Annotated in this window: 24 protein-coding genes and 1 tRNA gene; 14 read left to right on the plus strand and 11 right to left on the minus strand. The window is 60.9% G+C overall.

The window, feature by feature from the left end; translation table 11 throughout:
* Positions 1-74: 74 nt before the first annotated feature.
* The 3 genes from B7Y49_RS04125 to B7Y49_RS04135 form a co-directional block, all read right to left on the minus strand.
* Positions 75-1,121 (minus strand): homocysteine S-methyltransferase family protein, encoded by a 1,047-nt coding sequence (locus tag B7Y49_RS04125; RefSeq protein WP_374126306.1) that lies wholly within the window; start codon positions 1,119-1,121, stop codon positions 75-77.
* A 115-nt stretch (positions 1,122-1,236) separates the two neighbouring features.
* Positions 1,237-2,184 carry a methylenetetrahydrofolate reductase [NAD(P)H] gene (gene metF / locus B7Y49_RS04130; RefSeq protein ID WP_374126307.1) on the minus strand — a complete coding sequence of 316 codons (948 nt, stop codon included), beginning with the start codon at positions 2,182-2,184 and terminating at the stop codon, positions 1,237-1,239.
* On the minus strand, positions 2,181-3,140 hold the full coding sequence (locus B7Y49_RS04135; protein WP_374126308.1) for an ArsR/SmtB family transcription factor: 960 nt from the start codon (positions 3,138-3,140) through the stop codon (positions 2,181-2,183). The genes metF and B7Y49_RS04135 overlap by 4 nt, the downstream gene beginning before the upstream one ends.
* Before the next feature lie 139 nt (positions 3,141-3,279).
* Between B7Y49_RS04135 and B7Y49_RS04140 the strand changes: the two genes are divergently transcribed.
* From B7Y49_RS04140 to B7Y49_RS04150, 3 genes are read left to right on the plus strand one after another with little or no spacing between them, the layout of a single operon-like run.
* Entirely contained in the window at positions 3,280-3,537 is a 258-nt protein-coding gene (locus B7Y49_RS04140; RefSeq protein WP_374126309.1) for a hypothetical protein, read from the plus strand.
* A gap of 4 nt (positions 3,538-3,541) precedes the next feature.
* Positions 3,542-3,724 (plus strand): hypothetical protein, encoded by a 183-nt coding sequence (locus B7Y49_RS04145; protein ID WP_374126310.1) that lies wholly within the window; start codon positions 3,542-3,544, stop codon positions 3,722-3,724.
* Positions 3,721-4,668 carry an aldo/keto reductase gene (locus B7Y49_RS04150; protein WP_374126311.1) on the plus strand — a complete coding sequence of 316 codons (948 nt, stop codon included), beginning with the start codon at positions 3,721-3,723 and terminating at the stop codon, positions 4,666-4,668. The genes B7Y49_RS04145 and B7Y49_RS04150 overlap by 4 nt, the downstream gene beginning before the upstream one ends.
* A 24-nt stretch (positions 4,669-4,692) precedes the next feature.
* Here B7Y49_RS04150 and B7Y49_RS04155 read toward each other — a convergent pair whose 3' ends face one another.
* From B7Y49_RS04155 to B7Y49_RS04180, 6 genes are all read right to left on the minus strand, one after another.
* Positions 4,693-5,448, minus strand: a complete 756-nt coding sequence (locus B7Y49_RS04155; RefSeq protein ID WP_374126312.1) for a ferredoxin--NADP reductase — start codon at positions 5,446-5,448, stop codon at positions 4,693-4,695.
* A 109-nt stretch (positions 5,449-5,557) separates the two neighbouring features.
* The gene (locus B7Y49_RS04160) at positions 5,558-6,943 is read right to left on the minus strand and encodes a short-chain fatty acyl-CoA regulator family protein (protein ID WP_374126313.1); all 1,386 of its coding nucleotides are present in this window, start codon (positions 6,941-6,943) and stop codon (positions 5,558-5,560) included.
* Between the two features lie 88 nt (positions 6,944-7,031).
* On the minus strand, positions 7,032-7,706 hold the full coding sequence (locus tag B7Y49_RS04165; RefSeq protein WP_374126314.1) for a DUF4893 domain-containing protein: 675 nt from the start codon (positions 7,704-7,706) through the stop codon (positions 7,032-7,034).
* The gene (locus tag B7Y49_RS04170; protein WP_374126315.1) at positions 7,703-8,488 is read right to left on the minus strand and encodes a 3-hydroxybutyrate dehydrogenase; all 786 of its coding nucleotides are present in this window, start codon (positions 8,486-8,488) and stop codon (positions 7,703-7,705) included. The genes B7Y49_RS04165 and B7Y49_RS04170 overlap by 4 nt, the downstream gene beginning before the upstream one ends.
* Before the next feature lie 17 nt (positions 8,489-8,505).
* Positions 8,506-9,687: a patatin-like phospholipase family protein gene (locus B7Y49_RS04175; RefSeq protein ID WP_374126316.1), complete on the minus strand. Its 1,182-nt coding sequence runs from the start codon at positions 9,685-9,687 to the stop codon at positions 8,506-8,508.
* A gap of 490 nt (positions 9,688-10,177) precedes the next feature.
* Positions 10,178-11,206 (minus strand): hypothetical protein, encoded by a 1,029-nt coding sequence (locus B7Y49_RS04180; RefSeq protein ID WP_374126317.1) that lies wholly within the window; start codon positions 11,204-11,206, stop codon positions 10,178-10,180.
* Between the two features lie 282 nt (positions 11,207-11,488).
* On the opposite strand from B7Y49_RS04180, the gene B7Y49_RS04185 reads away from it, so the two are divergent.
* Positions 11,489-12,412: a neutral zinc metallopeptidase gene (locus tag B7Y49_RS04185; protein ID WP_374126318.1), complete on the plus strand. Its 924-nt coding sequence runs from the start codon at positions 11,489-11,491 to the stop codon at positions 12,410-12,412.
* Positions 12,413-12,553: 141 nt separating this feature from the next.
* Here B7Y49_RS04185 and B7Y49_RS04190 read toward each other — a convergent pair whose 3' ends face one another.
* Positions 12,554-13,543, minus strand: a complete 990-nt coding sequence (locus B7Y49_RS04190; RefSeq protein ID WP_374126319.1) for an NADP-dependent oxidoreductase — start codon at positions 13,541-13,543, stop codon at positions 12,554-12,556.
* Between the two features lie 171 nt (positions 13,544-13,714).
* Between B7Y49_RS04190 and B7Y49_RS04195 the strand changes: the two genes are divergently transcribed.
* A tRNA-Ala gene (locus B7Y49_RS04195) sits at positions 13,715-13,790 on the plus strand.
* A gap of 66 nt (positions 13,791-13,856) precedes the next feature.
* Here the strand turns inward: B7Y49_RS04195 and B7Y49_RS04200 are convergent.
* On the minus strand, positions 13,857-14,129 hold the full coding sequence (locus B7Y49_RS04200; RefSeq protein ID WP_374126320.1) for a metal-sensitive transcriptional regulator: 273 nt from the start codon (positions 14,127-14,129) through the stop codon (positions 13,857-13,859).
* A gap of 68 nt (positions 14,130-14,197) precedes the next feature.
* Here B7Y49_RS04200 and B7Y49_RS04205 point away from each other — a divergent pair, with 68 nt between their 5' ends.
* From B7Y49_RS04205 to B7Y49_RS04245, 9 genes are all read left to right on the plus strand, one after another.
* Positions 14,198-16,009, plus strand: coding sequence for a copper resistance system multicopper oxidase (locus tag B7Y49_RS04205; protein WP_374126321.1), 1,812 nt, complete (start codon positions 14,198-14,200; stop codon positions 16,007-16,009).
* Positions 16,010-16,353: 344 nt separating this feature from the next.
* The gene (locus B7Y49_RS04210; RefSeq protein WP_374126322.1) at positions 16,354-17,022 is read left to right on the plus strand and encodes a copper resistance protein B; all 669 of its coding nucleotides are present in this window, start codon (positions 16,354-16,356) and stop codon (positions 17,020-17,022) included.
* A 27-nt stretch (positions 17,023-17,049) separates the two neighbouring features.
* Positions 17,050-17,439 (plus strand): copper resistance protein CopC, encoded by a 390-nt coding sequence (locus tag B7Y49_RS04215; RefSeq protein ID WP_374126323.1) that lies wholly within the window; start codon positions 17,050-17,052, stop codon positions 17,437-17,439.
* A gap of 442 nt (positions 17,440-17,881) precedes the next feature.
* Positions 17,882-19,126 carry a putative DNA modification/repair radical SAM protein gene (locus B7Y49_RS04220; RefSeq protein WP_374126324.1) on the plus strand — a complete coding sequence of 415 codons (1,245 nt, stop codon included), beginning with the start codon at positions 17,882-17,884 and terminating at the stop codon, positions 19,124-19,126.
* Positions 19,127-19,132: 6 nt separating this feature from the next.
* Positions 19,133-20,500, plus strand: a complete 1,368-nt coding sequence (locus tag B7Y49_RS04225) for a uracil-DNA glycosylase family protein (RefSeq protein WP_374126325.1) — start codon at positions 19,133-19,135, stop codon at positions 20,498-20,500.
* A gap of 100 nt (positions 20,501-20,600) precedes the next feature.
* On the plus strand, positions 20,601-21,083 hold the full coding sequence (locus B7Y49_RS04230; protein WP_374126326.1) for a pyridoxamine 5'-phosphate oxidase family protein: 483 nt from the start codon (positions 20,601-20,603) through the stop codon (positions 21,081-21,083).
* A 348-nt stretch (positions 21,084-21,431) separates the two neighbouring features.
* Positions 21,432-22,517 (plus strand): helix-turn-helix transcriptional regulator, encoded by a 1,086-nt coding sequence (locus tag B7Y49_RS04235; RefSeq protein ID WP_374126327.1) that lies wholly within the window; start codon positions 21,432-21,434, stop codon positions 22,515-22,517.
* Between the two features lie 80 nt (positions 22,518-22,597).
* A complete protein-coding gene (locus tag B7Y49_RS04240; protein ID WP_374126328.1) occupies positions 22,598-23,752 on the plus strand; it encodes a serine hydrolase in 1,155 nt (384 codons plus the stop codon).
* Positions 23,753-24,191: 439 nt separating this feature from the next.
* Complete coding sequence (locus tag B7Y49_RS04245; RefSeq protein ID WP_374126329.1) at positions 24,192-25,301, plus strand: AI-2E family transporter; 1,110 nt, start codon at positions 24,192-24,194, stop codon at positions 25,299-25,301.
* Positions 25,302-25,481 lie beyond the last annotated feature (180 nt).

Consider the following 25,481-nt stretch of genomic DNA (forward strand, 5'->3'; position numbering starts at 1 on the left):
GCAACCGCTGTGTTGCCGGCCCGCCCCCTCCGTCGCGCTTCGCGCGCCACCTCCCCGTGTCGGGGAGGATTAATTCAAGCCGCCATCGTCATCGGCTCCAGCCCGGCGAGCCGGGTCACCACCGGCGGCACCGGCACGGCGCGGGCTGGCAGGCCCGCCACGGCCTTCGCCATCGCCGCGATATGGGCAGGTGTCGATCCGCAGCAGCCGCCCAGGATGTTGACCTGCCCGGCCTCTGCCCATTCCTTCACCAGCGCGGCGGTTTCCTCGGGCAGTTCGTCATATTCGCCCAGTTCATTGGGCAGCCCGGCATTGGGATAGATCATGATCAGCGTATCGGCGATGCCGCTCAGCGTCTTCACATGCGGACGAAGCTGTTGCGCGCCGAACGAACAGTTCAGCCCGATCGTCAACGGCTTTGCATGCCGTACCGCGTGCCAGAACGCCTCGACGGTGTGACCGGAAAGGTTGCGCCCCGAAAGGTCAGTGAGCGTCATCGACAGCATGATTGGGATGTCGCGGCCAAGCACCTCGCCCGCTTCGATCACCGCCATGATCCCGGCCTTGGCGTTCAGCGTATCGAAGACCGTTTCGATCAGGATGAAGTCCACGCCGCCTTCTACCAGCGCGAGCACCTGTTCAAGATAGACGTCCTTCAGATAATCGAAGTCGATCTCCCGAAATCCAGGGTCGTTGACGTCGGGACTGAGCGACAGCGTCTTGTTGGTCGGCCCGATCGCGCCTGCCACGAACCGCGGGCGGCCATCCTTCGCGGCATATTCGTCCGCACAGCGCCGGGCGATCTGGGCCGAAGCGACGTTGATGTCACGCACCAGATGTTCCGCCGCATAATCGGCCTGGCTGATCAGGTTCGCGCTGAAGGTGTTGGTGGAAACGATATCGGATCCGGCCTCCAGATATTCGCGCGTGATCTTTTCCGGCACCTCGGGCTTGGTGAGCGCGAGGATGTCGTTATTGCCCTTCTGGTCCTTAGTCAGCTTCAGGTCGCCCGCATAATCGGCTTCGACGAGCTTCCAGTTCTGGATTTCGGTGCCGAACGCGCCATCAGTCAGCAGGATGCGCTGCGCGGCCTGGGACAGGAGTGATTCACGTGGCGTCATCATCATCTTCCTTCGTCACCCCGGACTTGTTCCGGGGGCCAACGAGCCTTTGAAGCCACCGGGCGCGGCTCTTGTCGCCCGGTGGACCCCGGAACAAGTCCGGGGTGACGGGATGTTATGCCGCGGCGTTAACCGCCACCAGCGGCGCTGCTTTCGCCCGCAACCCAAGCAAGTGGCAGATCGCAAAGCTTAGTTCGGCCCGATTGAGTGTGTAAAAATGCAGATCACGCACCCCGCCTGCATAGAGCTTGCGGCAAAGCTCCGCCGCGAGCGTCGCGGCGATGAGCTGGCGGCTGGTAGGGTGATCGTCGAGCCCCTCGAACAACCGTCCGAGCCAGGCCGGCACATCGGTGCCGCACATCGCCGACATCTTCAGGATGCTGGCGAAATTGGTAACGGGCATGATGCCAGGCACCATTTCGGCATCGATCCCTGCCACTGAAACGCGGTCGCGAAAGCGGAAAAACGTCTCGGGTTCGAAGAAGAACTGGGTGATCCCGCGCGTCGCGCCCGCATCGAGTTTGCGCTTCAAATTGTCGAGGTCGTCGGCCTCGTCGCGCGAATCGGGATGGCATTCGGGGTACGCCGCCACCGAAATTTCGAACGGGTGCAGCCGTTTCAACCCCGCCACCAGATCGGCCGCATTGGTATACCCTTCCGGATGGGGCACAAAGCCGCTGGACCCCGGCGCATCGCCGCGCAGCGCCACGATATGCCGCACGCCGGCCTGCCAATAGGCATCGGCTATTGCGTCGATCTCGTCACGGCTTGCCTCGACACAAGTCAGATGCGCGGCGGCAGGCATCGGCGTTTCGCGCTGGATACGCGCGACGGTAGCGTGCGTGCGTTCCCGCGTCGTACCGCCCGCACCATAAGTGACGGAAACGAAACGCGGGCCGAACGGCGCAAGCGTCTTCACCGTTTCCCAAAGCGCCTCTTCCATCTTCTCCGTCTTGGGCGGGAAGAATTCGAACGACACATTCGCATCGCCAGCCAAGTCGGCGAACAATGGCGCATCGAGCGCGCGCCGCGCCTCTTCGAGTTGATTGATCGTGATCGTCATGCTGCCTTCACCTGCCTGATCGCATCACCCGTTTTGCGGGCAAGCCATAGTTTCACCGTCAGTTCGCCGCCCTCCAGCGTCTCGATCCGCGCGGGTGCCAACCCGGCTCCCTCCAACCAGCCGGTCACTTGATCGTCCGAAAAGCCTAGGCGCGTGTGGGCATCGCGGGCGCGCAATTCCTCGCGGTCGTGCGGCGCGAAATCGGCGATCAGCAAGCGGCCGCCGCCTTTCAGCACGCGGGCGGCCTCAGCGATTGCCGCCCCCGGCTGTTGCGCGAAATGCAGCACATGGTGCAGGATCGCCGCATCGGCCTGGCCATCGCCCATTGGCAGCGCATAAAGATCGGCTTGGCGCAGTTCCGCCCGGTCCAGCCCGCGCTCGGCAAGCTTGGCGCGTGCCAGCCGCAACATTTCCGAGCTGCGATCGATACCGAGGGCGTGATCGGCTTGCGGGCCAAACAGCTCAAGCATTCGCCCTGTGCCGGTGCCGATATCGATCAACTGGCCGATCCGCGCATCGCCAAGCACATGCTTCATCGCTGCTTCGACATCGCTTTCGGCGATATGGAGCGATCGAATTGCATCCCACTGCCCGGCATTGGCCTCAAACCAGGCATTGGCAGCGGCAGCCCGGTCTGCCCGAACCGCGGCGAGCCGTGCAGCATCGGCTACCGCCCAATGATCAGATTCGCGCGCGCCCCAGGCATTCAGCGCGGCCAATACCGGCTTTACCAGCGCGGCATCGCCCAATGCCAGAAACACCCAGCTTCCTTCCTTGCGTCGCTCGGCCAGCCCGGCATCACACAGGATCTTCACATGGCGCGATACGCGCGGCTGGCTTTGCCCGAGCACCTGCGCCAGTTCACCAACCGACAATTCCATCGACTGCAGCAGCGCCATGATGCGTAGCCGGCTGGCATCAGCAAGGGCACGAAAGATATCGAGGGCAAGTGTCATTGCGATAATCATATAAAGATATCTTTATATGTCGTCAATGATACTGTTACTGTTAGCGCGATCATTGCACCGCCACGGACCCTCGTTTAGCGTTTGTGCATTGGCGCATCCCATCCCCAAAATCTGAGAAGGACCGGACATGAAAACCCTGACCACGATCGCCCTGATGGCCGCCGCAACAATCGGCCTAGCCGCTTGCTCTCCCACTGCGCAGAATGAAACCGCCGAGGCTGCCGAGGCGATCACCGCCGATGCAAACGCCACAATGGGCGAAGCGATCAACGATACGGAAGCCGCTGCTGATCAGGCTTTTGGCGCTGCCGAAAACGCGATTGATCGGGCCGGACAGAAAATCGGCAATGTGGCCGACGCGGCCGGCAACGAGATCGAGGAATAGTCCGATGAAGCACGCGGTGCTGCTGCTTGCATTGATGCTTGCCGCGTGCGGCACCCCCGCCACTGATGCCAGCGGTGCTTCACCCAGTGAAGCGCAGGCTTTAAACGAGGCCGCGGCAATGCTCGACAATGATAGTGTCTCGGCCAATGCATTGGTCGATAACACCAGCGATCAGGAAGCCGAATGACCAACCATCGCCGCCTTGGCGCCACCGATGTTTCCATCGCGCCGCTGGTACTGGGCGGCAATGTGTTCGGCTGGACGGCAGACAAGGCGACCAGCTTTGCCGTCCTCGACGCATTCGTTGCTGGTGGCGGCACGATGATCGACACCGCCGATGTCTATTCGGCCTGGGCACCGGGGCACAAAGGCGGTGAGTCCGAAACCGTGATCGGCGAATGGCTGAAGGTCAGCGGTAAAGGCGGAGCGGTGCAAATCGCCACCAAGGTAGGCATGCTGCCCGGTGAAGGCGGCGCAAAACTGGCCCCTGCGCGGATCGCGGCTGCCTGTGATGCTTCGCTCCAACGGCTCGGCATCGACACGATCGACCTCTATTTCGCGCATCAGGATGACGAAGATGTGCCGCAAGAGGCGGCGCTTGAAGCATTCGGCAAGCTCGTCAATGCCGGCAAGGTTCGCGTTGTAGGTGCTTCGAACTTTTCAGCCGCACGGTTGAAATCAGCGCTTGATTTGGCAACGGCGCACCACCTGCCACATTATCACGCGCTCCAGCCCGAATATAACCTGGTCAGCCGCCACAAATTCGAGGGCGAACTCCAGGATTTGTGCGTCACCCACAATATCGGCGTGGTGCCTTACTATGGTCTGGCATCGGGTTTCCTGACCGGCAAATACCGCAGCGCAGATGATCTGGGCAAAAGCGTTCGTGGTGGTCGGATGCAAGCACTGATCGATACCAAGATGGGCGTGCTCGCGGCGATGGATGCCATCGCCGCGGAAACCGGGGCCACGCTGGCGCAGATCGCGCTGGCATGGCTTGCTGCGCAGCCCGGCATCACCGCGCCGATCGCCAGTGCGACCAGCGTCGCGCAGATGGAAGAATTGACGGGCGCGATGACCCTATCGCTAACGCCTGATCAGCTTGATCGGCTGACCCTGGCGGGCGCCTGAACGGCAACCCGCCAGTCAATCGATTTAGCCGACAAAGGCGCGTTCGAGCACGAAAGTGCCGGGGCCTGACATCGCCCCCTCGGTAAAGCCAAGGCCTTCGAGGATCGACGCTGTTTCCTTAATCATCGCCATCGATCCGCACAGCATCACCCGATCGGTTTCCGGATCGAGCTTGTAGCTGCCGTCGCGGATGCGATCAGTAATCCGGCGGCTATCGTGATCCGGCCCTGCGGGTTCGCGCGTTGCCGCCCAATCGTAATGGAACTTGGTGGCCGCTTCTTCGGCCACCAGCGGATCATCGGCCAGCTTGCTCGACAGCATTTCGAAATAGGCCAGATCGTTCTTGTTGCGCACGGTGTGCTGCACGGTGACGCGATCAAACCGATCATACACATCAGGGTCACGCGCGAGCGCCAGCCATGGGGCAAGCCCCGTACCGGTGCCAATCATGTGCAGATTCTTGCCCGGCAGGAGCGCATCGAGCACCAGGCTGCCGACGGACTTCGCCGCCAGCACGATATCGTCACCTTCCTTGATGTGCTGCAACCGCGATGTCAGCGGACCATCCTGCACGATAATGCTCAGAAACTCGAGCTCTTCGGCATAATAAGGCGATGCCATCGAGTATGCGCGCAACAGCGGCTTACCATCGACCATCAGGCCGAGCATCACGAACTGACCACTCAGAAACCGAAAACTGGCGGGTCGCGTGATAGCGAACGAGAACAAGCTCTCATTCCACTGCCGCACCCACAAAACCTTTTCCACGCTATGATTCATGCCGTCCTCAGTCCGGAGCTTAGGTTGGCGGGCCTTACAGCTATCCGGGAACGCAAAGTCCAGCATTTGTTACTATGCGGCGCAAAAGCTCCGCCATCGCTGGCTACGGTCAATCGCCTGCAAAGCTGATCGGCGACAGGCGACGCTCATTCTCGTTGACGATCAAGGTCCGCCCCGCAGGCGGCGATGATCGTTGCGGGCAATCGGGCCGGAAACAGGCGCGGCAACCCAAACCGATCGGTGTTGCGTCGCCTGCCAGATCGACGCCGCGTGCAATGGCCAGCGAGCCTGCCAGCGCCGCTTCCACGCCCAATCCGACCGCGAATTCAGCGCCGATCGTGCCATAGCGATGCCCCTGCGGCGTGACAGTGCGCGCCATTGTCAACCAGCGGTCACCGCTTTGCAGCTCGACCAGCTGGACCGTCAGTGATCCGGGACGTTCAAAGGCGTGGTGCAACCGCCAGAGCGGGCAGCGCCCCTCGGCCTCAGCAAGCGCTGCATTGCTCGCCCCCGAAAATCGCTTCGATGCTTGTCCCGCCCGGTCGATCCGTACCATGAAGAACGGCAGCCCCCGCGCGCCCACGCGCTGCAATGTCGTCAGCCGGTGCGCGACTTGCTCAAACCCCGCGCCGAACCGGCGTTGCAACAGTTCGATATCATAGCCCGTAGCCTCACACGCACGCAGAAAGCGGGCATAGGGCATCATCACCGCGGCCGCGAAATAGCTGGCAAGGTGGCGGCGATGGAGCCGTTCGGCCGCGCGATCGGTAAACCCAGCCCCTGCCACAAGCGCGTCGATTTCCGCGCGCGCTTCGATCTGCGCCAGCTGAAACGTTGCCGCAAAAGCGCGCGATGCCGGATCGAGCAATTCGGACAGCTGAAGCTGCCGCGCGTGGAGATCGAGCCGCCGCAGCATGTCCGGCATCACCTCAACCGGCAGGACGCGAATGGAAAGCTGATGCTTTACCCGGAGCCGATCCGCCACGGCCCCGTACAGATCCCCTGCCCCCAGCCGCATCTCATCCGCCAATTGCTCGGCCGCGGCATCGAGATCGGGAAAATGGTTGCGCCAGCGTTCGATCTCACGACGCACTTGCGCAACGGGATCACCACCATCGGCAGAAACTTCTCCGTCCGAACCGAGCCGATCGAAGACGCGGGCAAAGGCTTCGGCACCGCCTGGCGCACCTGCCAGCCATTCCTCCAGCTCACTGCGGTCGATATCGAGGTCAGCGAACATCGGGTCGGCCAGCCGCCGCCGCATCGCCGCTTCGCCGCCGCCGGGCTCGGCAGCGGCGAGTGTGCGCGGATCAAAATCGAACCGGTCGAGCAGCTTGACGAGGAGCGCCGCAGACAAGGGCCGCTGGTTGCGCTCGACCAAGTTCAGATAGCTTGGCGAAATGGCAAGATCCTGCGCCATTGCCGATTGGGTAAGCGCTGCCTGTCGCCGGAGGCGGCGGACGGCGTGACCGGCGAAAATCTTGCGCTCGGCCATGCCAGCTGTCCCCCATAAACGCTGCCAAAATGAGAAGTCAGCGTGTCAAGGATTTACAACGACAGCGTGCCGGTCGCAACCCTGCGGCTTACCCGGCAGGAACCAGTTCGATCACATCGATAATCGATTCAAATTGGGGGTAAGGCAGCACGATGCGCCAGCGCTTGTCTCCAACACGGTCAACAAAACCGGCAAGATCGCGGCCACCATCGCGCCCATACTCCATCGGTCGCGATTCATCACCAAGCTGCAACGTGCCCAGAAAAATGCCGCGGCTCGTTGAGTCGTCGTAGATCGTGCCCATCGCCCGCTGCGCGCCGCTATTCTTGTAAAAACGCGACACGCCTGCCTGGCGATCAACCTGGCAATCGAAATCGCCATAACGCGTGAAATCCGCCATCGCCACGCCTTTCGCGCCCAGCTTGAACACCCGGCATCGGTATGTACCCGGCGGCGGGAGGGCGCCGGGTAAGGCGCGATCAGCGTCAAACAAAGCACCTTGCGCTGCCAATTGCGCCGCGTTCTGGCGTCGTGCCTGATCGACGCCCGTCGTCCACGCGTCGCGCCAGTTGCGCAGCCGTTCGCGATCGACCTTGGTTGCCACCATCCGCCAGTTCAGCACCTCTGATACAGCTGATGGCGTGTTTGGCGCCGTCACAGCATCGCGCCCACCGCATCCCGCCAGCGGCAAAGCGAGGCCAATGACCAGCGCTGCCCTGCGCAAAGCCTTGTGCCTGCCTGGCGTTGCTGCGGCATGGCTCATGCCGCTGTCCAGCCGCCATCGATTGACAGATTGGCCCCGGTAATCCCCTTGGCCTCGTCACGGCACAGATACAGCGCCAAAGCCGCGACCTGCTCGGATGTGACGAATTCCTTGGTGGGCTGCGCATTGAGCAGCACATCATTGATCACCTGTTCGCGGGTCAGCCCGCGCGTCGCCATCGTGTCGGGTATCTGTTTTTCGACCAGCGGCGTCCAGACATAGCCGGGGCTGATCGCGTTGACGGTAATACCATGCGTCGCAACTTCCAGCGCGATCGTCTTGGTCAGCCCTGCAATGCCGTGCTTGGCCATCACATAGGCCGATTTGTTCGGGCTCGCGACGAGCGAATGCGCTGATGCAGTTGAGATGATCCGGCCCCAGCCAGCCGCCTTCATGTGCGGCACGGCCGCGCGGATCAGATACCAAGCCGAAGTCAAATTGATCTTGATGATGGCTTCGAACTTGTCGGCCGGAAAATCCTCAATCGGGCTGACATGCTGGATGCCGGCATTGTTGACGATGATATCCGGCCCGCCGAGCTCGGCGTGGCACCGCGCGACCATTTCGGCAATCGCATCGGGATCAGTCATGTCCGCGTCGTCATACAGCGCGGTCGCACCACTGGTTGCAGCCAGCGCTGCGCGTTCCTTTTCAATCTCTCCCGCGTCGCCAAAGCCGTTGATCATCACGCTGGCGCCCTCGGCGGCAAAAGCCTTGGCATAGGCCAGCCCGATGCCAGAGGTGGAACCCGTCACAATCGCGCTTTTGCCCTTCAGGAACATCAATTCGTCTCCGCTTATCAGTCGAGCTCAGGCCCAGAACGCTTCAGCCCTTGTTTCGGGCACAAATCGAATGCAGCACTTTTGCCGGTCAGGATATTTTCGGTCACCAGCTGCGCATTGCTCATCGCCAGATCGATCGAGGCCAGACCAGCCTCCCAATGTTCGCGCATGGTGCGCGCCGAAAATTCGAAATCGCGCGATCCGCCTTCCCAGGCATTGGCCTTGTAGATCAGCTGAACCAGATTGACGGGCTGTTCGGCTGACAGCGCCACGAGTGCCTGCACATCGGCATCATCGTTCATCGCGGCAGGCAATTTGGCCAGCAAACGGCGGATCTTCTCGCGTTCCTGGCGAAGCTTCATCACCTGATCGGACACTTGGCGGGTGCGGCTGGAAAACCGGATTTCCTTTTCGCGCGCCATCACGTCCATAATGGTGCGCGGTGCCTCCGTAGCGGCTGAGAACAGATCGACCTGGAACACCAACATCCCATGTTCCTGATGATCGAGCACATGGCTGAGCGGGGTATTGGAAACCAGCCCGCCATCCCACCACAGGCTGCCATCAATCTCGATCGGCGGCAGACCCGGCGGCAATGCGCCCGATGCCATGATGTGGCGCGCATCAAGCCGTTCGATCGCACTGTCGAAATAGCGGAAGTTCCCGCTGATCACATCGACCGCGCCGACCGACAGTCGAACCGGACCATCATTCACCAGATCCCAGTCGATCAGCGAATCGAGCGTCTCCTTCAGCGGCGCGCTGTCGTAATAGCTGAGCGCCCCCGCGCTGCCCGGCGCGGCGAAATTGGGCGGCAACAAGTGCGGCGTGAAAAATCCCGGAACGCCCGTCGCCAGCACCATCCCCGCCGACCATTCATGAACAAATTCGCGGACCATATCATTGGGAAAAATCGGAAAACTCGGCAGGCTGCTCGTCATCCTGTCCCAAAAGGCCTTCAGCTTTTCGACCCGCTGTTCCGGCGGATTGCCCGCGACGATCGCGGCGTTGATGGCGCCGATCGAAATGCCTGCCACCCAGTCAATCCCGATACCTGAGCCCTGCAGACCTTCGATCACCCCTGCCTGATAGCTTCCGAGCGCCCCGCCGCCCTGCAGCACCAGCGCCACGGTTTCGGGCAACGGCATATTCCCGGCGTGCCGCATCTGATTGATTGTATCTGATTGTTGATCTGCCATGGCCTGAATGATTGGCCTGCCTTGCCTGTTCGATCAACGACAGTTTGATGAAAACGCGGCAATTACGGAGGGAGGAGCGCCCACCGGCACCGGGCGCCGGGACCTTAACGACACTGCCCATCGGCATGTGAAGTTGCGGAAGTTGCGGGTCTGGCGCACTTTGTTGCGGATGTGGTCGGCGGCATGCAACGTCGCTGATGATCGACGATTTCAAAGAGCAGTGGTCACTTTACCATATGGCGGCGATGTAGGAAAATTTCGGCTGAATTTAGCACAGGCGCAATCGATTGCCCCTCGCCCAACCGTCACCCCGGGCTCGACCCGGGGTCCCGCTGCCTTTCCCCGCCAACGAGAAGCGGGACCCCGGATCAAGTCCGGGGTGACGTGGAGGGATTGGCAGTTTTCGCCCCCGACCCGGCGGTTTAGCACTAGGAAACGATGCTTGAAACCGGACGTCGCGCCAAATGGCTGCCGCCCTTTAGGCGTACAGTTAAGGCCAGAGGTCGCCCTTCTGGCCTAACCCTCGCCCGGTTAGCTGAGCATGGGCATCATCGTTCCACTTTTTGTTTCCAGAAAACAGATTGATAGAAATTGCGGTGTGCGGCCAATCCCGGTCGCGTAACGCGTTCATATCAAGGGCCACGACTGACGCACGAAACTCCCTAAGCCGCTCTTGCCTATCTAGCCCCGGCAGGTCGGCCAACCTCTTGCAGTTATAGAGCCACAGCCGCTCTAAGCTCGCCCCCGTCAAATCCAGTCGGACCAGTTGCAACTGATCTTCCACGCGCAGAGCTGACAACATCGGAAAACGGGAAAGGTCACCTAGCGTGCTCAACGCGCGTACCCGCAGGATTTGCAACGTCTCAAGTGTAGTGCTGGACATATCATCAATGTCCGCGCGCCCTCCCAAAATGAGCGTCAATTCCTTCAACGACAAGATGTCAGACACAAAGTCTAATCGATGGCTTTTCGCATAAGCGCCTAAGCTCAGCTTTCGCAAATGCGGCAAGTTCGCGATGGCCTTTATGCCCTTCGAGTGACCATTGATAAACAGTTCCCTCAGCGATCCGCATCCTGCCAACGGATTGAGGTCGAAGTTTCGCTTTCGGGTCTCAATCAGTATCAGCCTTTCCAGCCGCCCAAGCTCGATCGTTTTGAGAAACTCGGGCCGATCAAATTCGAAAACCCCAAAACTAAGGCGCTTCAGATTATGAAGTCGGCCTACTTCGTCTTCGTTTACAATTCTGGTAAGGCAATCGAGAGCAAGATCACGAACATCTGGAAGATGACGAAGAAACGTGGCGTCGAAATGGCTTCCATAATGTCCATAAAAACGCACTTGAAGGAGTTCTTTCGTTAACGCGCACACCTCATTCAACGAAGACAAAATCTTCGGAGTATACGCGCCTGCTCGACTGAACTGGACAACCAATGGCCCCGTCTTGGAGCAGGCATCAGCGAGTTTAATGGGGGATATTGCGATCGGATCGTTTACCCTTCCGCTGTCCACTTTCAACATACACGCCCCTTTATGCGGTCACCTACGTGCTCGTCGCTCGTTCCCGCATTACAGGCTGCAACGTAAGCGTTCCATACAGGATCGCCATGAAGCTGCCGGGCCGTAATCCACCCAACAGCGGACCTTACGGGCTACGAAAATCTGCCCCCTCACCCACCAGACAAATCGTCCATGACACCCCACCATCCGGCACGATAACCAGAGCCCGCGACGCATCCGGCTTGCAACCAGTGGCCGCATTACGCATTCAGGGGGCTGCGATCACCAATAGAGGCTGTGGCCATGCGGCTTGACGATTTTGATCCCAATATTGACGTTGGCGACCAGCGCGGGCGGGGCGGCGGCATGGGTTTTGGCGGCGGTGGCGGTGGCGGGATGCTGCTGGGGTTGTTGCCGTTCGTGTTCAGCCGATTCGGCTGCGGCGGGGTCGCCGTGCTGTTGGCGGTGGTGTTCTTCATGGGTGGCGGCCTGCCCTTGCTGTCGGGGATTGGCCCGGCGCCCGTCAGCGAGGTGGGGCAAACCCCCGCCCGCACCGGCGCAGGCGGCCGCACCAGCGCCCAGCAAGCCTGTACCGTCGACGCGGCGAGCAAGGCAGCGTGCGATGCCTTCACCTCCGCCAATAACAGCTGGAAGGCGCTGTTCGCGCAGGCCGGCCAGCCTTACAAATCACCGAAGCTGCAATTTTATGGCGGCCAGGGCCAATCGGGCTGTGGTGCGGCCCAATCGGCAATGGGGCCGTTTTACTGCCCGAGCGACAATGGCATCTATCTCGACACCAGCTTTTTTCAGGAGTTGGAGACCAAGCTTGGCGCAAAGGGTGATTTCGCCGCCAATTATGTGATGGCGCATGAGTTCGGGCACCACATCCAGACGTTGCTCGGCACGTCCGATCAGGTCCGTCGCGCGCAGGCCCGCGCCAGCCGGACCGAAGGCAATGCATTGTCGGTTCGGCTGGAACTGCAGGCGGATTGCTTTGCAGGCGTTTGGGGGGCGGCCAATCGCAATCGGCTGGAACCCGGCGACATCGAAGAGGGGCTAACGGCGGCTCAGGCAATCGGCGACGATACATTGCAACGTCAAGCGCAGGGCCAGGTGGTGCCTGACAGCTTTACCCATGGCAGCTCTGCCGATCGGATGCGGTGGCTGAAGCGCGGGCTCGATACCGGCGATCCGGCGCAGTGCGATACGTTCAGCGGGGTCAACTGAAGCCGTTCCGATAGACAGTTGTTCCGACCGTTCGGCGTGAGCGAAGTCGAAGGCCTGCGCAGGGTGCTTCGACTTCGCTCAGCACGAACGGTATGTTTGTGTGACGATGGCTTAGATTGCCGCCATCGCCTGCCCGCCCGATCAGACGCGAACGAGCATCTTGCCCTTGTTGCCGCCCGAAAACAGGCCAAGGAACGCATCAGGCATGCTCGCCAGGCCGTCATGGATCGTTTCTTCGCGCGTTAGCTGGCCCGCGGCCAACATGCCGCCCATATCGGCATAGAACTCAGCCGCGCGCGCCATATAGTCGCTGACGATGAAGCCCTGAATGCGGATGCGCGCACCGATGATGCGCGCGGCATAGCGGAGCTGGGTGGCGGCCCCGCTGTTATACACATCGATCATCCCGCAAATCGCAAACCGCGCGCGTTCGTTCGCGACGGCCAGCGCCGCATCGAGATGATCGCCGCCGACATTGTCGAAATAGACATCGATGCCGTTGGGAGCCGCAGCCATCAGCTTTTTCACCAAGCTGCCATCTTCCTTGTAATCGATGACATGGTCTGCCCCGAGTGACGCGACCCAGGCGCATTTGTCAGCGCCCCCGGCCGAAGCGATGACCGTCATGCCCTTGGCCTTGGCGATCTGCACCAATGTCGACCCGACCGCGCCCGCGGCTGCCGACACGAATACGACATCACCGGCCTTCGCGCTCGCCACTTCGAGCAGCCCGAAATACGCGGTCATCCCGGGCATGCCGAGCTGGCCCAGAAACGCCTGAGGATCAACGCCGAGCGGGGGGAGCTTTTGCACCTGCGATGCGGGCAGCACGGCCTCTTCACGCCACCCGGCCATGTGGAGCACCATATCGCCAACCGCAAAGCCATCGGCAGCACTTTCGACGATCTCACCGACCGCGCCGCCCTGCATTGCCTCGCCCAGCGCAAATGGCGGGGTATAGCTTTTCACATCGTTCATCCGACCGCGCATATAGGGATCAACCGAGAGCCAGCGATTGGCGATCCGCACCATTCCGGCCTCGACCGGCGGCGTGGCGATGTCGACCAGCGCGAAGTTATCGTGCGTCGGGGTGCCACTGGGGCGTGATTTCAGCGTCCATGCATGGGCCATATTGCTCTCCTGCGTTTTGGTTTTCGAAACTTCGGTATGCGCAAAGCCGGAGAAAATGCAACCGGCAGCGGTGGACAGGATGTGAGCGCAGCCCGCTCGCGCGCACGATGTTGCATCGCGTCAGTGCTGTCGGTATTCAGAGCGCCCGCTGGCCACCCAGCGGAACCGGGCGGGGCCGTAGCTCAGATGGGAGAGCGCTGCAATCGCACTGCAGAGGTCAGGGGTTCGATTCCCCTCGGCTCCACCAGCCCTTTCGGCTTACAATCAGATAGTTAGCATGTTTTTTGGCGAGCACTCTTCGCAAGCAAAGGCGCTATCGCTTTGTCTTTTCAAATAGATCGATGAGTTCGCTGAATTTCTGTCGTTGTTCAGTGACATCACCTGACGCGATCGCCTCTGCCACGCAGCATGCGGCATGGTCTTTCAGGATTTCGCTTTCGGCCTTCGCCAACGCCGCCCGTACTGCCTGCACTTGATGCAGAATGTCGATGCAGTAGCGCTCATCGGTCACCATTTGCGCGATGCCGCGAACCTGCCCTTCGATCCGTTTCAGCCGGTTGAGGGTATCAGTCTTGTGTTTGCCCATGCCCCGCAGTCCCCGCTTGAATACCTATGGGGGGTATAGTATCGGCAATGGAAAGGATACGCAATGCCATGACGCACGACCTTTCCCGGCGATCAATTCTCAGCGGCCTCGGGCTCGGCGCATCGGTGCTTGCGGCGCCCGCCTGGGCAAGAGGCCAAAGCGTTCATGGTAAGCATGCGGGCGGCCATGGTGGTGGCAAGACGCTGATCCCCGCGGGCTTCGACGAGGTATCGGGCGAGGTTATCAATCTCACCATCGGCAACGGGCATCGCATCGTTGAGGGGCGACGCGGGCCCGGTGTGGCAGTCAACGGCAGTGTACCGGGGCCGTTGATCCGGCTGAAGGAGGGGCAGAATGTTCGCCTCAACGTCACCAATGGCCTGAGCGTGGACAGTTCGGTTCACTGGCACGGGCTGTTGTTGCCGTTCCAATATGACGGCGTACCGGGGATCAGCTTTCCCGGCATTCGCCCAGGCGAGACCTTCGTCTATTATTTCCCGATCCGGCAATCGGGCACTTATTGGTATCACAGCCATTCGGGCCTTCAGGAGCAATCCGGGCATTACGGACCGATGATCATCGAGCCGCGCGGCGGCGATCCGATCAAGGTAGACCGCGACTATATCCTGCTCGTGAGTGATTTCACGACGCTCGACCCGCATTTCATCATGAACCGGCTGCGCACCGGCGGCGGCTATTTCAACTACCGCCAGAACACGCTTACCGACGACTATCCGATGTCAGCCGAGGAACGGCGGATGTGGGGCAAGATGCGGATGATGCCGACCGACATCGCCGACATCGGTGCGCCGACCTACACGTTCCTGGCCAATGGGCGCGGGCCGACCGAGGGCATGGAGTATCTGTTTCGATCCGGTGAACGGGTGCGGCTTCGGATCATCAACGGATCGGCGCAGACCTTCTTCAACGTCCGAATTCCGGGCTTGCCCATGAGCGTTGTCGCGACCGATGGTCAGCCGGTTCGGCCGGTGGAGGTTGACGAATTGCAGATCGGCACCGCCGAAACCTATGATGTGATTATCGAGCCCGGCGCGGCGGCAGCGTACAGTATCGTTGCGGAATCAATGGAGCGGTCAGGCATGGCACTGGCGACGCTCGCGAGCACGCCGGGCGCGCGTGCCGCCGTGCCGCCACTGCGAGCGGCGCCCGTTCTCACGATGGGTGACATGGGGATGAACCATGGCAGCGGCGGGATGGACCATGGCAGCATGGATCATGCTGCGATGGGCCATACCGCGACAGGTGATGGCGCTGCGCCAAAGGCCAAGCCGGATGTCGCCATGAGCATGGACGGCATGAAGATGCGTGACACTTCGCTGTTGCCGCCCGATGTGGCGATCGGCCCCGGCATCGACATGGTGTCGATGGCGCCGGTCGACAAAATGGGCGATCCCGGCCTTGGTTTGCGTGACGTACCGCACCGTGTGCTGAATTATCGCATGCTGGTGGCCCGTGATGCCCATGCCGAGGCCAAGGAGCCCACGCGACTGCTCGAGCTGCACCTGACCGGCAATATGGAACGCTATATGTGGTCGTTCGATGGGCGGATGTATTCGGCGATCAGCGATGTGCCGATCCGGTTTGCCTGGAACGAACGGGTCCGCGTCAAGCTGATCAACAACACCATGATGGCGCACCCCATTCACTTGCATGGCATGTATTTTGAGATGGTCAATGGCCAGCCGGCCGCGCTGCAACCGCGCAAGAACACCATGATCGTTCAGCCCGGCGCCAGCGCGCAGTTCGATCTGACCGCGAACGAGCCCGGCGACTGGGCGTTCCACTGTCACCTGCTGTATCACATGCATGGCGGCATGATGCAGACCGTGACCGTCATGGGTCCCGGAGCGGCGACGTGACGCGGATCGCGATTGCTGTGCTGGCGGCCGCGTTAGTGGCGACGCCCGCGATGGCACAGGACCACAGTGCCCATCAGGGCCCCGCTCAGGCGCCCCCTGTGCCCCGCCTTGCTCCCCCATCGACTTCCAAGCCCGCGCCTGATCCCCACGCCGGGCACGCGATGCCCAGTGCCGAACCAACGACTGCGTCTCAGACCGAACCAACAGAGCCCACGGACCAAAGTGAGAAAGCATCTGACAACCCCGAAGCGCCTTCGCCAGGGCCCGAACTGGAAACGCCGGCGCCCCCCGAAGCCGGCAGCGGTCCGCCGCGGGCGGCCGACGCGATCTGGGGTGCCAATGCCATGCGCGGTTCCCGCCGTGAACTCCAACAGATGCACGGCGATTACCCATTGTCGTGGTTCCAAGCCGATCGCGTAGAAATACAGGCAAGGGATGGCGCGGATGCTTATCTCTGGGACCTGCAAGGCTATTATGGCGGCCCCACCAGCCGATTCTGGTATAAGAGTGAAGGCGAAGGGCAGTTCGGCCAGCGCGTCGACAATGCCGAATTCCAGGCACTCTATTCGCGCGCGGTTGCCGCATTTTTCGATGTGCAGGCCGGCGTCCGTCAGGATTTCGCCGGGCCGGACACGACTTATGCCGTGCTCGGGATCCAGGGCCTCGCGCCTTATATGTTCGAGCTGGATGCAGCTTTATTCGTATCGCATCGTGGCGACCTGACCGCGCGCATCGAGGCGGAACTCGACCAGCGGATCACCCAGCGGCTGATCGTGCAGCCGCGCGCCGAGATCAACCTGGCAGCTCAGGACGTGCCCCAGTTGGGCATTGGTGCGGGGCTCGACAGTATCGAGATAGGCGTACGTTTACGGTACGAAATCGTCCGTGAATTCGCGCCCTATATTGGTGTCGAACAAAGCTGGCGGGTCGGGCGCGGCGTTGATTTTGCCCGTGCGGCTGGCGATGCCCCCCGCGCTACTAGCCTTGTCCTTGGTGTTCGTCTCTGGTTCTGATTTCTGAAACGTTGAAGGGAGTATGTTATGCGTGTTTCTTCGATTTTGTTGGTTGCGGCAGCAGCGATTTGCGGCTCGCTGATCCCCGGTACGGCGTTGGCGCATACCAAGGTCGTTGCCTCCACCCCCGCCGAAGGTGCCACAATCAAACCGTCGCGCGTGGTCTCGCTCACCTTCAGTGAACCTCTGCCGCCGGCAACCGTCGCGGCCAGCATTGTCATGACGGCAATGCCAGGCATGACCGATCACCCGCCGATGACGATCCGTAACTTCAAATCCAGCTGGTCAAGCGACAAGCGCGTTCTGACACTCAACCTGCGCGATGCTCTACCCGTAGGTTCCTATGACGTGAAATGGCAGGCAGCGGGCGCCGACGGCCACCGGGCAACCGGGAAGGTCAGTTTCACCGTTCGATGATCGTCAAACGGCCCGAACAGCCCAGTTTAGCGGGCTTCTTCGAGCCGCCTGTTTGGCAGGCCGGTTGAGGCAGTTTGCGCTATCCCTTGCTGCTCGCGGCGGCGAAAGCGACCAGCTCGCCGCGAAACCGTGCTTCGGTTGATGGCCGCAAAAGCGGTCGGTCGGCACCGGGAGCGTGAGCCTGATGAAAGGCGCTGCCCGCCCATCTTGTATCGCACTGATAACGCAAATTGCTCCAAATCAACAGTTTCGCCTATCTGAAACCCACGCATTTGCGCCATTTCTTGAGGGAATGCTGCAATCGCGCTGCAGAGGTCAGGGGTTCGATTCCCCTCGGCTCCACCAGCCCTTTTTCATGTTCGATCAATCAGGTTGTCGGGCCTTTGCCTGCCGTGTCCCAAAAGCGCTGGACCATTTGCGAGCAAGAACATACAATGAACAAATGGCGCAACTCGACACCCGGCAAAAACTCGAAATCCTTGCGGACGCAGCAAAATATGATGCTTCCTGCTCGTCATCGGGCACCACGAAACGTTCGTCGACGGGTTCGGCCAAGGGCATCGGATCGACCGAGGGCACGGGCATTTGCCACGCCTATGCGCCTGATGGCCGCTGCATTTCACTGCTCAAGATATTGCTGACCAACAGCTGCATTTTTGACTGCCATTATTGCATCAACCGCAAGAGCTCGAACGTTCGCCGCGCGCGCTTTACAACCAAGGAGGTCGTCGATCTGACGCTGTCCTTTTATCGGCGCAATTATATCGAGGGACTGTTTTTATCGTCGGGCATTATCGGCAGCGCCAATTACACCATGGAACAGCTCGTCGAAGTGGCGCGGGCGCTGCGCGAGGATCATGATTTCCGAGGCTATATTCACCTGAAGACCATTCCCGATGCCGATCCCGCCTTGGTCGCACAGGCCGGGCTGCACGCTGATCGCGTATCGATCAACGTCGAGCTGCCGACGGCGCCGGGCCTGAAGCGGCTGGCACCCGAAAAATCCGCCATCCGGATCGAAGGCGCGATGGGCGACATGCGGCAGTCGATCGACGATGCCCGCGATGCCACGCGGCGTTACAGGCACGCACCGCGCTATGCCCCGGCGGGCCAATCGACCCAGATGATCGTGGGCGCAGACGCGGCCACTGACGGCGATATCGTGCTGCGATCAAGCGGGCTGTACGACCGGTTCAGAATGCGCCGCGTCTATTATTCGGCGTTCAGCCCAATCCCCGATGCATCGGCGATTCTGCCGTTGAAGCGCCCGCCGCTGATGCGCGAGCACCGGCTCTACCAGGCAGACTGGCTGTTGCGCTTTTACGGATTTGCGCCTGCCGAGGTGATTGATGCGACCAATGACGGCATGTTGCCGCTGGACATCGATCCCAAACTGGCCTGGGCACTGAAGTTTCGCGGATCATTTCCGGTCGACGTCAATCGAGCGCCCAGGGCAATGCTGCTGCGCGTGCCTGGGCTCGGCACCCGGGTGGTTGGAGCAATTTTGACGAGCCGTAAGCATCGTCGGCTCAGGCTTGCCGATATCGGCAAGCTGACCGTTTCGGTCGCCAAGCTGCGCCCGTTCATCGTGGCAGAGGATTGGCGGCCGGTGTCGCTTTCAGACAAGGCCGATCTTCGCCCTTTGGTAGCACCAAAGGCGGAACAGTTGGAGTTGTTCGCTGCTTGACGCGCCATGCCCAGCGTTACCCTGACCGAGCCTGACGATTTCGACGCGTGGCGCCGTGCCGCGCGGGCGCTGGTCCTCGCCGGGGTGAAGCCAGACGCGATTATCTGGCAGGTCGGCGGTGAGACTGACCTGTTCGGCAGCAAACAATCATTGCCGCCAGATGGCGCGCTGAACGTCCCGCGCGCTTTCATAGACCTTGCCCGGTCGGTGATCTGCCACGTCGATCACGAGCGGTTCGCGCTGCTTTACACGCTGCTTTTCCGGCTTCAGGCGAACCGCCATTTGATCGAGGATCGCGCTGATCCGCTGGTTCGCCGCCTTGATGAAATGGCAAAGGCGGTGCGCCGCGATGTTCACAAGATGCGCGCCTTTGTGCGCTTCCGCGAGATCGACGGGCGCTATGTGGCGTGGTTCGAACCCGATCATCACATCGTTCGGCTCAATGCCGGGTTCTTCATGCGTCGTTTCGCCAACATGGCCTGGTCAATCCTGACCCCGGAACTGTCGATCCATTGGGATGGCAAAGCCCTGACGGAAGGGCCCGGCGCGCGCAAAACAGACGCGCCGGCAGGCGACCCGGTCGAAGATGTTTGGAAGGCCTATTACGCCGCCATCTTCAATCCGGCGCGTGTCAAAGTTGGCGCAATGACGAAGGAAATGCCCAAGAAATACTGGAAGAACATGCCCGAAACCGCACTGATACCCGGCCTTGTTGCGGCGGCGCAGGCACGTGAATCAGGCATGATCGCCACCGCCCGGCATCATGCTGCGATCGGGGGAAATGCCGATGCTGCGTGGCGTGCACTGCGGGACGAAGCGGCAAGCTGCACCCGCTGCACGCTTCACCAATGCGCCACCCAAACCGTCTTCGGCGAAGGCCCGGTGGAAGCGCAGATCATGATCGTCGGCGAACAACCTGGCGATCAGGAAGATCTGGCGGGTCGGCCCTTTGTCGGCCCTGCCGGGCAGGTGCTCGATCGTGCATTGGCACAGGCCGGGATCGATCGATCGCGCGCTTATGTCACCAATGCCGTCAAACACTTCAAATTCGAACAGCGCGGCAAACGGCGTATTCACGCCAAGCCCAGCGTCGGTGAAGTTCAAGCATGCCGGTGGTGGATCGATCAGGAGCGGGCGATCATCGCACCAAAGCTGATCGTCGCGCTGGGAGCGACGGCTGCGCGTAGCGTATTTGGCGTAACGACGCCCATCGGCGCATCGCGGGGCAAGCCGATCGACCTTCCCGAGAGCAAAGAAGGCTGGATCACCGTCCACCCCAGCTATTTGCTTCGCATCGTCGATAAGGCGCAAGCGGCTGAGGAGTTTCGCCGGTTCGTCGACGATCTTGCGGCGGTTCGACAGCGGTTGCGGTGAAGCTGCCTCCGCGATCGCTATTGTCATCAGAGCAATCGCCAAGGGAACCCGCGTCTCCTTCGCCAGTTTAAGCAGCTGATTTTCCTTGGAGAGATGCACTATGCCCAGCCCGCAAGAGCTCGAACGCAAATTCTGGAACGCGCTGAAATCGGATCGGACGATGATGCTGGGGCTGGATGGTGTGGAGGATGGCCACGCACGCCCAATGACTGGACAATTTGAGGACGACCGCAGCCCGATCTGGTTCTTCACCTCAATCGATAATGGGATTGTAAAACAACTGGGCCAGGGCGAACGGGCGATCGCGACGTTCACCTCGAAAGGCCATGACCTTTTCGCCACCGTTCATGGCGCGTTGTCGCAGGACAACGACCGGATGGTCATCGACCGCCTCTGGAACCCGTTTGTTGCTGCCTGGTATGATGGCAAGGACGATCCCAAGCTCGCGCTGCTCCGGTTCGATGCGGAGGAAGCGGAAATCTGGCTCGACGGGTCGAGCTTGATCGCCGGCATCAAGATGATGCTCGGCGTCGATCCCAAGCAGGACTATGCCGATAGGGTTGCAATAGTGGCGCTAGACTAGGCCATGAACCCGCAAAATGCGTCGTTACCTACGCATGAAGTGAACGGCAAAGATTGGTGGTACGTCGACATTGCCTTGTGTAGCTCCACCGGCCAATATTGGGCTGCTAGCTGACGGGCGGCTTGCAAAAGGACGTGCGCGGTAGACCGCATTCATCGTCCGGGACGAGTTAATGCTTGGACGCATTGCATCGCCCGCGCTGCCCTCGCGAAATGTCGCCCGCTGAGTCTTTCGATCTCGGATAAGTCAAGCGATTCTGCTACAACTGGCAAGCACATGAGCGATGTATGCGAAATAGGTTGGTTTATTGGGGCGACTTTCCGCATTGCTGACGAGGCGGAGTAGCCGGTGGTGTGGCAATCAGGCTTCGTAACGGCGTATATTCTGCAGGGCGCGGTGCTTGCGACCTTTCTTTGGGGGCGGACAGAGCGTCCGGGCAACCGGATTCTTGCGCTCACACTGGCGGTGCTCCTCGGGATGATGCTGGTCTACCCGCTTGGTTGGCACGGGCGAAACGAGGTGCCGGTGTGGCTCACGTTTCTGCCGCTGAACCTGCCGCTGGCGCTGGGGCCACTGGTCTTCGAATATGCCCGAAGTACGGCGCAGCGCGCTCGTCCACGAAGCGCCTGGTTGCATTTCGCGCCGGCATTCCTGCAGTTTGCATATCTGGCCGTCCTGAGTCTGGCGCCTTTGCACGTTGCAAACACATGGAAAGAAGGGTTTCATGACCCATTGGTAAAGCCGCTGGTCGAGTTGGCGGTCCTGCTCTCCCTCGCAAGCTATGGTGTTGCCGGCCTTAAGCTTTTGAAGGCATTTCAGGCCAGATTGCTGGCACTTCGCAGCGACGCGGATCTCCATGACGCACGATGGTTGCAGCGCGTGCTGACGACCTTGATGATATCTCTGGCGGTGCTCGCGACAGTGCGATTCTACACGTCATTCGTCGGCGAGCTTGACGCAAGCTCTTATCTGCTCTGGCTGGCGTTATGGTCCGCTTGGCTGGGCATCGAGGGATGGCGGGTCGCGACCACGCAGCCGCCCGACTTGCAGCCGGGATTGCTGCCACTCGAAGAGGAGGCTACCGGGCACGACTGGGCTTTGCTTGGCCAACAATGGCAGGCCCGCACCCGAGAGTCGGGGTGGTGGCGCGAACCGAATTTGACTTTGGCCGAACTCGCGCGACGCATCGGCACGAACACGCTCTACCTCTCGAGAGCGATCAATGACGGGCTCGGGATGAACTTCAACGAGATGATCAACCGTCTGCGCAGCGAAGAAGTGGCACGGATCATCGAGGCCAGCCCCGCCACCATCAATGATCTTCTTCCGACCGCGCTCGATGCCGGTTTCAGCTCGAAGGCGACGTTCAACCGCGCATTCCGTGCTACCTTCGGCCTCAATCCAAGCGAGTATCGGCGGCGCCTCATTTCATAAATTTGGCGCGGTTTCAGCAATCTGAAGCGACGGACGTGACGCAATGTCCCTTTCTCGGCGGCGACGAAAGAGGAGAACCCATGAAGCACTTGCTGATACTTGCCGCTGCCGCAGCCCTTGCGCTGCCGGGTGGCGCAGTCGCGCAGACCATTCCTTCGAATCGAGCCCCAGCGATCGATGCGGCCGCCCGTGGCGGCATCGCCCGCGTCAGTGCCAAGGGACTGGCACTCGCCGTGATCGAAGATGGCAAGGTCGTTTATGTGCAGGCCTATGGCGACCGAAACACTGCCGGGGCGCCGCTCCAGACCGATACGATCATGTACGGCGCCTCGATCACCAAGGCGGTGTTCGCCTATACCGTACTCCGCCTGGTCGACGAGGGTCACTTCACGCTCGATACGCCGATCGCGGCGATGCTGCCAAAGCCACTGCCCGAATATGGCAATGTCGATGGTTCGGGGAACTGGGGCGATCTTGCCGGCGACGAACGCTGGCGCAAGCTGACGCCGCGGATCATTCTCACCCACAGCACCGGCTTCGCCAATTTTGCCTTTCTCGAGCTTGATCAGAAGCTCAAATTCCATTTTGAACCTGGCACGCGCTACAGCTATTCCGGCGAAGGCATTAATCTGCTGCAATTCGCGATCGAAAAGGGCCTCGGCATCGATCTGATCGCGGCAATCGACCGCCTGACCTTCAAGCCGCTGGGCATGACCCGCTCGAGTCTCGTGTGGCGCCCGGCTTGGGAAGGCAATGTCGCGCAGGGCTGGCGGATGGATGGCGTCGCCTTCGACCACAGCATGCAGCGGCGCCCGCGTGCCGCCGGATCGATGGACACCACGATCTCCGATATCGCCCGCTTCGCCGCCGCATTGGCGAACGGCACGGGATTGTCACGGCGTAGCCGTGCGGAGATGATCCGTGGGCAACTGGCTATCACCACTGCATCGCAATTCCCCACCCTCCAGCCCGATTTGCCGCCGGCACGGCGAATCAAGGGGCTTGCCGCCGGGCTCGGCGTCGAGATTTTTCGTGGTCCACAGGGCACGGGTTTCTATAAGGGCGGGCACAATGACTTCACCGGAAACATGATGCTGTGCGTTACGCGCGGCAAACGCTGTGTGGTTCTACTTGGCAACGACGTGCGGGCGGAAGCGCTATTCCCTGAGTTGGTACGCGCGGTGCTGGGCGAAACCGGGACGTCTTGGCAATGGAAATATCCTGATATGTTCTAAGCTGAAGAGGTCATAGGCCATTGGCAAATGACGACTTCCACCGATAGCCCGAACGCATGGCCGACCTTGGGATGAGCGATCGGCCGGTTCAACGACCGAGTTTACGACGCGTAGCTGCATGAGGTGAGATGACAGCAAATGGGGCGAAAGCGGAATAGCGACTTTTTAGGTCTAGGACCTTACAAAGGGATGCCGAGCAGCCGGGCGATTACGGTCTTTGGCTCGCACGAACAGGTGGTCCGCCACGTGATCAGCCATGCGCTCAAAAGCGACCGAGCCAGATTGGTCGCCCGCCATCTCCAGCACCAACGTAAAAGCAGGATCAGTCACGCGAGGCGGAGTTGCGTCCAGGGTCAGCCTCATCGTATTGCTAACAAATGATCTGTGATCCACCCATCAGGCCAAGCCATCGCCCCGCCGCTGCCGACGGGTTGGCGGCATGACTGTGCACACGCGATCGCCGTTGGAGCAGGGCTTTCTGCTGCTCATCGTCATCATTGCCTCGGTGGCTTTTGCATGGCTCGTTGGACCGTTTATTGGCGCGATTCTGTGGGGCGTGATCGCAACCATTTTGTTCGCGCCCCTGAACAAATGGCTGCTCAAGGGCATACCAAAGCGTCCGAACCTGACGGCTACGGTAACCCTGCTCGTGATCGTTGCAGTCGTGATCATTCCCGCCATGTTGCTCAGCACCGCGCTGATCAGCGAGGCATCGACCGTCTACGAGAAGTTCCAGCGCGGTGAGATCGACCTTAGCCGGATCTTTACCGAGGCCGAACACAACCTGCCACAAGTGGCGCGTGACTGGCTGTCGGTTCGTGGGCTGACGGACTTCGGCGCGGTGCAGGCCCGGATCGGCCAGGGGATCGCCAGCAGTTTCCAGACACTCGCGAGCCAGGCGCTCAATGTCGGGCAAAGCGCGCTGGGTTTCTTCTTATCCCTGGGCGTGATGCTGTACCTCACTTTTTTTCTGCTGCGTGACGGCGATGTCCTGATCGCCAAGATCGAACGGTGCCTGCCGCTCGCGCCAGAGCAGCGCAGTTTGCTGGTGACGCGTTTCGTTGCGGTCGTGCGCGCCACGATCAAAGGCAGCGTGATTGTCGCCATATTGCAGGGGCTGATCGGCGGGCTGATCTTTTGGATATTGGGGATCAGTGGTGCACTGCTGTGGGGCGTGGCAATGGGCATTTTCTCGCTGTTCCCCGCCATCGGCACTGCGCTGATTTGGGTGCCCGCATCGCTCTATCTGATCGCGACGGGCGACACGTGGCAGGGCGGCGTGCTGTTCGTGTGCGGTTTCTTCATCATCAGCAGCGTCGACAATGTCGTGCGTCCGATACTGGTAGGGCGCGAAGCGCGGATGCCTGATTATCTGGTGTTGATCTCTACGCTTGGCGGTTTTGAGCTGATGGGCTTCAATGGCTTCGTGCTGGGGCCGGTAATCGCGGCGCTGTTCATGGCCGTGTGGGAAATTTTCGCCAAGGCGCCCGTCGAAGCCGGCGGCCTGGGTGACCCGCCGGCGATGCTCCCGGTGCCGCCTGCGCCGTAACGATCGACCATAAGGCGACGGCTGTCACGATCACTTGGCAGCAACGATCTGCGACGCAAAACGCGCTTGAATTCTCATTAGGACGGTGACCGAAGGCCCCCGCCATCGCATTTCGAGGCGGGGAATTTCCCACCATAACAGCAACCTTTCGTTCCCTCGATACGATCGCTTAACCAAAGC

This window comes from Sphingomonas sp. 28-62-11, from assembly GCF_002278865.1.
Taxonomy (GTDB): Bacteria; Pseudomonadota; Alphaproteobacteria; order Sphingomonadales; family Sphingomonadaceae; genus Sphingomonas.